The 7,987-nt window shown below is 46.2% G+C and carries 5 protein-coding genes and 1 other annotated feature; of the genes, 3 read left to right on the forward strand and 2 right to left on the reverse strand.

Translation table 11 applies throughout. The annotated features are described in order from the left end of the window. On the forward strand, positions 1-1,002 hold a 1,002-nt coding region (gene ccpA / locus AC5V8P_RS20665), incomplete at its 5' end, for a catabolite control protein A (RefSeq protein ID WP_495473816.1). Between the two features lie 113 nt (positions 1,003-1,115). Next, the gene (locus AC5V8P_RS20670; protein WP_064796291.1) at positions 1,116-1,814 is read left to right on the forward strand and encodes a 5'-methylthioadenosine/adenosylhomocysteine nucleosidase; all 699 of its coding nucleotides are present in this window, start codon (positions 1,116-1,118) and stop codon (positions 1,812-1,814) included. 13 nt (positions 1,815-1,827) lie between these two features. Here the strand turns inward: AC5V8P_RS20670 and AC5V8P_RS20675 are convergent, their stop codons facing one another. Next, on the reverse strand, positions 1,828-2,460 hold the full coding sequence (locus tag AC5V8P_RS20675) for a GNAT family N-acetyltransferase (protein ID WP_064796292.1): 633 nt from the start codon (positions 2,458-2,460) through the stop codon (positions 1,828-1,830). Between the two features lie 247 nt (positions 2,461-2,707). On the opposite strand from AC5V8P_RS20675, the gene acsA reads away from it, so the two are divergent. Then, positions 2,708-4,423: an acetate--CoA ligase gene (gene acsA, locus AC5V8P_RS20680; RefSeq protein ID WP_063213650.1), complete on the forward strand. Its 1,716-nt coding sequence runs from the start codon at positions 2,708-2,710 to the stop codon at positions 4,421-4,423. Between the two features lie 125 nt (positions 4,424-4,548). Here acsA and AC5V8P_RS20685 read toward each other — a convergent pair whose 3' ends face one another. Next, positions 4,549-7,572: a transglycosylase domain-containing protein gene (locus tag AC5V8P_RS20685; protein WP_064796293.1), complete on the reverse strand. Its 3,024-nt coding sequence runs from the start codon at positions 7,570-7,572 to the stop codon at positions 4,549-4,551. A gap of 135 nt (positions 7,573-7,707) precedes the next feature. Further along, positions 7,708-7,977, forward strand: a binding site (T-box leader). The last annotated feature ends 10 nt before the right edge of the window (positions 7,978-7,987 follow it).

Here is a 7,987-nt window from a genome sequence, read left to right on the forward strand (position 1 = left end):
GTAACGATCTATGATGTAGCTCGCGAAGCTGGGGTCTCAATGGCGACAGTATCCCGCGTAGTTAACAATAATCCTAATGTAAAACCTCAAACTCGCAAGAAGGTATACGAAGCAATTGAACAATTGGGATATCGCCCAAATGCGGTAGCTAGAGGTTTGGCCAGCAAGAAGACAACAACTGTTGGCGTAGTTATTCCGGATATATCGAATTCAATTTTTGCAGAAATTGCGCGCGGTATTGAGGATATTGCAAATATGTATCACTATAACATCATTTTATGTAATGCCGACAAGCGGAAAGAAAAAGAAATCCGTGTTATCAATACGTTACTTGAAAAACAAGTCGATGGACTTCTGTTCATGGGCGGCACAGTAACGGACGAGCATATTCAGGCGTTTCATACAGCTGCTGTCCCTATTGTTTTATGTGCAACGAGCGATGAAAAAGGTAGCTATCCTTCGGTTGATATTGACCATGAAGCCGCTGCGTTTGATGCAGTTAACACGTTGATCCGCCATGGACACCGTCAGATCGCAATGATCAGTGGTACGCTTCAAGATCCAGCAAACGGCTATGCACGTTTCCAAGGCTACAAGAGAGCGTTGGAAACAGCTGGAATTGATTATCAGGAAGATCTCGTGCGAATCGGGAACTATCGTTATGAATCCGGTGTTGAAGCTATGAAATACTTCCTCGGTCTGAAGAAGAAACCAACTGCTATTTTTGCCGCTACGGATGAAATGGCCATTGGTGCGATTCATAGCATTCAGGATGAGGGACTGAAAGTACCTGACGATTTTTCGGTCATCAGTGTTGATAATATTCGTATGGCCTCCATGGTTCGTCCTCAGCTGACAACTGTTGCGCAACCGATGTACGATTTGGGTGCGGTAGCGATGCGTTTGCTAACCAAGCTGATGAAAAAGGAAAACGTGGAGAACTCTCGCGTTATCTTGCCGCATGAAACCATTTTGCGGTTATCCGTTAATTATTTAGACTAGGTATAGTGCCAAATAAGATACACCTTCGATGAAAGCTCCTTTAACGGAGCTTTTTTCGTGGATACATAGCTTCTTGTGCTATCATCATCAAACTAAGAAACGAGGGATACGTAATGAGCCGACTTTATGGATTAATGGGTGCAATGGATGAAGAAATCGAGTTGCTGCTTTCAGCGATGACGGAAGCAAGCAAGACGACCAAGGCTGGGATCACCTACACTACCGGAATGATTCACGGGCATAGGGTAGTCGTCTGCAAGTCTGGTGTGGGCAAAGTCAATGCTGCAGTAACAACACAAATCCTGATTGATCATTTTGGCGTAGAACAAATTATATTCACCGGAGTGGCAGGGGCCGTGCACCCTGATTTAAACATTGGGGACATTGTCATCTCATCAACATGTATGCAGCATGACATGGATGTAACGCCTTTGGGTTATGCCAGAGGGGTCATTCCTTATCAAGATACCTCCGAGTTCGCGGCCGATCCTGCTCTAGTCCGTCTGGCTGAACAAGCCTGCAAATCGTTTGGTGATCGCTATATAGTCGGAAAAGTACTTTCCGGCGATCAATTTGTCGCAAATCGTGAGATAGTAACAGCATTACATCATGAGATGAACGGTGCTTGTACCGAAATGGAGGGCGCCGCAGTCGCTCAGACAGCTCATATGAACGCTGTGCCTTATGTGGTCCTACGATCTATGTCAGATAAGGCTGATGGATCAGCTCACGTAAATTATACTGAGTTTACGGTAGAAGCTTCGCATCGTTCGCACCGTATTGTGGAGTTCATGCTCAAGCATTTGGACTAATGATATGATTTTTTTAATACATGAATCTTCGGACAAACCGGATACGGTCAAACTGTTCCCTTGATTCGAGGGGCACATCGTCTCCCATTCTTACCATCAGGCAGTTCGCCGGATGTGAGCATATTTCAGGATCATCCGTAGCGTACCATACCATATTTACGGTTTTCATCAGGCGTTCCATCATGCGGCGGTATTCCCATACGGAAAGACCGCTGCCTTTTAAATCCCAATGCCAATAGTATTCGGTCGTAAAAATAATATAAGCTTCGAGCTGTCCGTCCTCAAAGGCAATCCGAATCATTCGGCTGCCCAGGCCCAGCCCGCGATAGTCATCGGCTACCTCGACAGCTCCGAGTTCTAATAAATCCTTCATACCAGCTTCTGACCAGCGTTCCATCTCATCTGGATAGTGAAAAGTCACGTATCCCAGAAGGGTTTCTCCATCATGAGCAATGATGATTCTGCCTTCTGGCAGTTCTGAAATTTCCACTAATGCGTTGAATTGCTCCTTAGGTTTACGAAAGGCGTCCAATTGCGTATGCATTTGAAATGACCGCAGTCGATCAGCAGATACCGGTCCTTCTACATGAATGGTTTGTCCGTTATGATCCAGTGTGTCCGAGTGGTACAGTTTTAAATGCTGCATGTGTGCGACCTCCTTGTTTGCCGTCAGTAGCTCTTCATATCCCCTACTTATAACAAAAAAACAAATAAATGAAAAGGATGGTCGTCACATCCTAAACTATGATATACTGATTTAGACACGAAATGTTCACAATTAAGTGCTTTTAAATTACTACACAAATTAAAGGTAATCATTTGCATCATTAATTATGTAAGCGCTATTTTGTTCTGTGTAATTCTCATTATGTCATTGTGAGGAGGCTGAATGCATGAAGATTGATGAGCTCCAGGCTGTAGTTCCCACATCCAACATGGGCCCTTATGAACAAGCTTACAACAATTTTCAGTGGGAAGATGTAGAACGTCATTTTACGTGGTATGAAACAGGCAAAGTGAATATGGCACATGAAGCGATTGACCGACATGTTGAGGAAGGTCGGGGAGAGAAAGCAGCACTTTTGTATTGTGACGCAAACCGTCAAGAAACCTATACTTTTTCTCAGCTCCGTGCCAGTTCCAACAGGTTCGGAAATGTGCTGCGCAAATACGGTATTGGTAAAGGGGAGCGGGTGTTTATATTTATGCCGCGTTCACCAGAGCTGGTCATTAGTATGCTAGGTGTTTTAAAGGTAGGAGCTGTTGTCGGTCCATTGTTTGAGGCGTTTATGGAGACGGCGGTTAAGGATCGCTTGCAGGATAGCGGAGCGGTGGCATTAGTAACCACACCTGCGCTTCTTTCACGGGTAAAACGTGAGGAGCTTCCTGAGTTGCGGCATATTTTTGTGGTCGGTAACATGGACGAACGGGAGCAGGGAATTATTGACTTTGAAACGGAAATGCTTATGTCCTCAGAAGAGCTTGAGCCCGAATGGTTGAGTCGTGAAGATGGACTAATTATTCACTATACATCAGGCTCAACGGGCAAGCCCAAAGGCGTGTATCATGTGCAAAATGCAATGATTCAGCATTACTATACAGGGAAAATGGTGCTGGATCTGCGGGAAGATGATGTGTATTGGTGTACTGCTGATCCTGGCTGGGTTACGGGAACGTCATATGGCATTTTTGCTCCTTGGTTAAATGGAGCGACGAATGTCATTCGTGGAGGCCGTTTCAGCCCGGAGGACTGGTATCGTACGATTGAACGTCACGAAGTGACGATTTGGTATAGTGCTCCTACGGCGTTTCGGATGCTGATGAGCGCAGGGGAGCAGGTTGTTGCCAATTATGATCTCAGCAGCTTGCGGCATGTATTATCCGTTGGGGAGCCTCTCAATCCCGAAGTGGTGAGATGGGGGTGGCAAGTCTACGGACAGCGTATTCATGATACTTGGTGGATGACGGAGACAGGAGGACAGTTGATCTGTAATTACCCAGAGCTACCGATTAAGCCGGGTTCGATGGGAAAGCCACTCCCAGGTATTCAGGCAGCTATTTTGGACGACAGAGGCCAGGTGTTGCCTCCTAATAGGATGGGACATTTGGCGATTCGTACACCATGGCCATCCATGATGAACCGTATATGGAACAATCCAGACAAGTTCCAGGAATATTTCCGTTTTCCCGATTGGTATGTATCCGGTGATTCGGCTTACATGGACGAGGACGGATACTTCTGGTTTCAGGGGAGAATTGATGATGTTATCAACTCCTCCGGAGAGCGTATCGGTCCTTTTGAGGTCGAGAGCAAGCTCCTGGAGCATCCTGCTATAGCCGAAGCTGGAGTCATTGGGAAACCAGACACTGTACGAGGAGAGATCATTAAAGCTTTTGTCGCCCTGCGTGACGGCTATACAGCGTCGGAAGCGTTACAACAGGATATTTACCGCTTCGTCAAGGAAGGGCTGTCTGCTCATGCTGCTCCGCGTGAAATTGAGTTTAAAGAAAAGTTACCCAAAACCCGTTCCGGTAAAATTATGAGACGTGTGCTGAAAGCCTGGGAACTTAACCTGCCTACAGGTGACTTGTCTACTATCGAGGATTGAATCGCTGCATGTTTGCAATAAAAAGGGAGTCTCTATAGCCATTATAGCTATGGAGACTCCCTTTTGATTAGGGGAATTTTATTCATCTTCATCCAAAGTATCGTTTCAGCTTTTGTCTTCCATTATTATGGGCGAACCGCTCCAGAAGGGGCCGATTCTCCGATGGCATTTATGGAAGTAACACGGAACCAGCCTTTGGGCTTGCTGCCCGCTTTATACTCAAAGCTGGTAGATGCGGTAGAGCCTATGTTTTTAAAAGGCTCCGCACCGCTTTCACTGTAATATACGTTATAGCCTGTGATACCGTCCGCAGGCTTTCCTGCACTCCATTGGAGCGCTACGGACTTGCCTGCGGCTTTAGCTTGGGGCTGTCCAGGAGCAGTAGGAACTTCCGTAGGCTGCACCCCAGTTCCATCTCCCTCGCCCGGAGCGTCTGGTGACTCAGAATCCGCAGGGGGTACTACAGGTGCTGTGTCTGCTTTGCTGCTTGGTCCAGACTCATGTCCTCCCACATCAACGGCAGTCACATAGTAGCTTGCGCTGCTTCCCCCAGGGCTATCAGAGAAAACCTTGGAGTCGTCAGCCATGACGACCTTGCCAAGCCGTTGGAAGCTGCCCCCATCTGTGGAACGATACAAACGGTAACCTACAACATCGCTGTTTCCGCTGGGGCTAAAGCTGATTATCGCCTTGCCGTCACTATAACTTACGCTGACACTAGAAGGAGCGTTAGGAGCTGCTCCATCGTCCTTGCGTGGGTCAATCTGAGTAGGAGCTTCTTTATCTGCATCTTGAGGCAGGTAGTAAGACAACGAGTTATGTCGTTTCATCACTGTAAAGGCATGCTGAAGCTCTTTAATCAATTCCGAGATTGGTTTTTCCCGTTTTCTAACAGTCCGTTCATACAACATATCATCTGGCGTACCATCACGTGGAATATAATTTACACCTTGATAGGTAATGTATTTCGCACGGGTAACACCATTTTCACTGTTTTTGGGTAGATATTTACTGTTATAAATGTCTGAACCATAAGCGGAGGCTGTACGGCTTACAATGCCGTCAGGTCGCTTGAAACTGTCTGTTTGAAACAACTGAGAATCTTTAGCCGTTACTTCATTCATGATTAGAGCCCATAGACGACGAGCCCGCTCTTTTTGTGCTTTCGTTTCAAGCTTATTGACAGGTTGCTTGTAACCAACCCATACTCCCAGCGTGACGTCAGGTGTGAAACCCTCGAACCAAACATCGGTGTAGGATTGCGTAGTGCCTGTTTTGCCGGCAATTGGAATTTTGCCAGATTGGTTAAAGTTACGCTTCACCAGTTTGCCTGTGCCTTCCGATACGGCTGTACGCAACATATCCGTCATCAGGTAGGCGGTTTGTGGTGTGAAGGCCTGCACAGGGTTAGGCTGATGTTTATATACAATATTGCCCTGCGAATCTACGATCTTTTCGATCATATAGGCATCATTAAACACACCGCCATTTGGAATGGCTCCATATGCATTGGTGAGCTCCTCAACGGTTACCCCATGAGCCAGGCCGCCGAGTACACCTGTTTGGGCGTTGTTATCACTTGGTTCCAAGGTGGTAATACCCAGTTTTTTAGCAAAAGCCCAGGCTTTACTGATTCCTACCTTTTCGTTAAACAGCTTGAGTGCTATCGTATTTAGCGATTGATTCAGTGCATAACGGGCTGTGACCAATCCTTGATAGCGGTTATTGGCATTTTTCGGGATGTGATATCCATTACTGCCATCCTTCAAAATAATAGGAGCATCATCCACAATCGTACCAGGCTGTACAAGTCCGCTGTCCAAAGCAGGCAGATAAGCAGCAATCGGTTTCATGGCTGAACCTGGCTGACGTACCATCTGGGTAGCATAGTTCATTTGCTCCTTTTGGAAGTCCCGACCTTCCATCATGCCGAGAATGGCGCCTGTTTTATGTTGAATTAGAATGGCCGCCGCTTGCTCGTCACCCTTGGTTTTACTTGTAGCAGAGAAGTTATCCTTATTTTCTGCGATTTGACGCATGGATGTGTACACGCTCTTGTCAATGGTGGTATATACCATATAGCCGCCTGTACGAAGCTGTTGTTCCGCTTCTTTGAGCATGTCGTTATCATCCTTGGTTTTGGTATCTGCACTGGCATTAGCTGCTTGATTCGGATTGGTGACAGACATAAGTGCCTGCGCAGCTTGCCGTTCTGTTTCCATCATAAGATATGGATAGGTGTTATAAGCCTTAACAGTACGTGGGGCAAGAGATTTTTGGATATCAAAAGCCATCGCTTCATCATACTGGGCTTTATTGATTTTGTTCTCCTCCAGCATTCGGCTGAGAACTAGATGCTGGCGGTTGATCGCTCTTTTAAAGCCCGATTCATTAAACTCGCCTTTACCGTTAAAAGCAGAATAAGAAGAAGGGAGCTGGGGTAGACCTGCCAGATAGGCAGCTTGGGCTATATTAAGCTTGTTCAAATCATTCTCATTAAAAATACCTTTGGCCGCTGCTTTAATACCAAAGACGTTGTAACCGCTTGATCCGTTACCAAAAGGCACCTTATTGAGATAGGCCGTAATAATTTGCTGCTTGCTTAGGAAGCGCTCAAGGCGTAGAGATAGCAAAATTTCTTTGACCTTGCGGTCATCCGTGCGATCAAGATTCAAAAAGACACGGCGCGCAAGCTGCTGGGTAAGCGTACTCCCTCCGGTTTGTACGGATTCATGGAGTGCCTTTTGCTTCACAGCACGCAGTGTTCCTGACAAATCGACACCTTTATGCTCGTAAAAATGGTTATCTTCAATGGCAATGACTGCGTCAATGACGAGTTGAGGAATCTCCTTAAACGTAACAGGTCTTCGATCTTCCTCGGTTCGGAGCTGCCCGATAGGAGAGCCGTCATTGAAATAAGCGAAGCCTGTAATGGCATTCTTATCTACTTCCTGTAGAATCATAGATCTGGAACGCACGGGCTCGTTTTTTACAATAGAAGCAACATAGCCGGCGGCGGTTCCTCCTGCAAATAGTGCTCCCATAAAACCGATGATGACGACCCACTTTATGACACGGCCGAGCCTTCGTATGGTTCTCCGTAAGCGGGAAGGCTTTGGCTCTGATACATTGTTTTTTTCTTCAACCATTAAGTCTTCCTCCTTTATAACAGCCATTATTATAGCATAAAATTACAAAATGAACCCATATGCTAAAAAGCCTGTCTTTTGGTGTCGTTGACTACACAAAAACAGTGTGTTATAAATAGGTCAAAGTAAATATCGTGAAAAGCAGAGAAAGACTTCAGTAGAAGGCGGAATCACGTTGTACAGAGAGCCGATGGGTGGTGCAAATCGGTAGCGTCCCACCTTTGAATTACCGTCTGGAGCTGTCTGGATGAATGGAAAGCTTTTGCAGGTTTGCGAAGCTGCCTATAGTAATCCGGTACCGGGTGTAGACCCGTTATAAGAATGAAGTGAAAGAAGCGTCTGTATTTTTGGCATACGTTTCTTTAATTAGGGTGGTAACGCGAGCAGCTCCTTCTCGTCCCTTGGGATGAAAGGG

It is taken from the genome of Paenibacillus sp. N119s (assembly GCF_059447605.1).

Bases quoted from the DNA above. Each gene is read 5' to 3' on its own strand.
- AC5V8P_RS20675 (WP_064796292.1), bottom strand. From the start codon at position 2,460: ATGCAGCATTTAAAACTGTACCACTCGGACACACTGGATCATAACGGA.
- acsA (WP_063213650.1), top strand. From the start codon at position 2,708: ATGAAGATTGATGAGCTCCAGGCTGTAGTTCCCACATCCAACATGGGC.
- AC5V8P_RS20670 (WP_064796291.1), top strand. From the start codon at position 1,116: ATGAGCCGACTTTATGGATTAATGGGTGCAATGGATGAAGAAATCGAG.
- AC5V8P_RS20685 (WP_064796293.1), bottom strand. From the start codon at position 7,572: ATGGTTGAAGAAAAAAACAATGTATCAGAGCCAAAGCCTTCCCGCTTA.